Raw genomic sequence first — 373 nt, 5'->3', positions numbered from 1 at the left:
AACGATCACAACAACATATATCAACAATTAACAACAGTAAAAACCCCTATAAAAATCTCAACAACATGAAAAAGTCAATCATAGCAACAGCATTAGTTCTTTCAACAGTATTCTCTTCAGTAGCTGCTACTAACATTAAAGCAGGCGATAAAAAAGACGTTTCTTCTGCCGATTACAAAGCTGGCGACAAGAAAGATGTAAGCTCTGCCGACGCTAAAGCTGGTGACAAAAAGGATGTTTCTTCTGCCGACTAATTACAACAATCACAACAACATATATCAACAAGCAATCACAGTAAAAACCCCTATAAAAAATTAAAACCATGAAAAAGTCAATCATAGCAACAGCATTAGTTCTTTCAACAGTATTCTCA

The 373-nt window shown here is 34.9% G+C and carries 1 protein-coding gene; it reads left to right on the top strand.

Annotated elements, in window-relative coordinates; genetic code table 11:
• Positions 1-254: hypothetical protein (locus IM792_RS21205; RefSeq protein WP_228085319.1), on the top strand; the 254-nt coding region annotated here is incomplete at its 5' end.
• Positions 255-373: the final 119 nt, after the last annotated feature.

The sequence above is a fragment of the Mucilaginibacter sp. JRF genome (assembly GCF_015223065.1).
Taxonomy (GTDB): domain Bacteria; phylum Bacteroidota; class Bacteroidia; order Sphingobacteriales; family Sphingobacteriaceae; genus Mucilaginibacter.
This window is presented reverse-complemented; position numbering and strand designations above follow the sequence as displayed.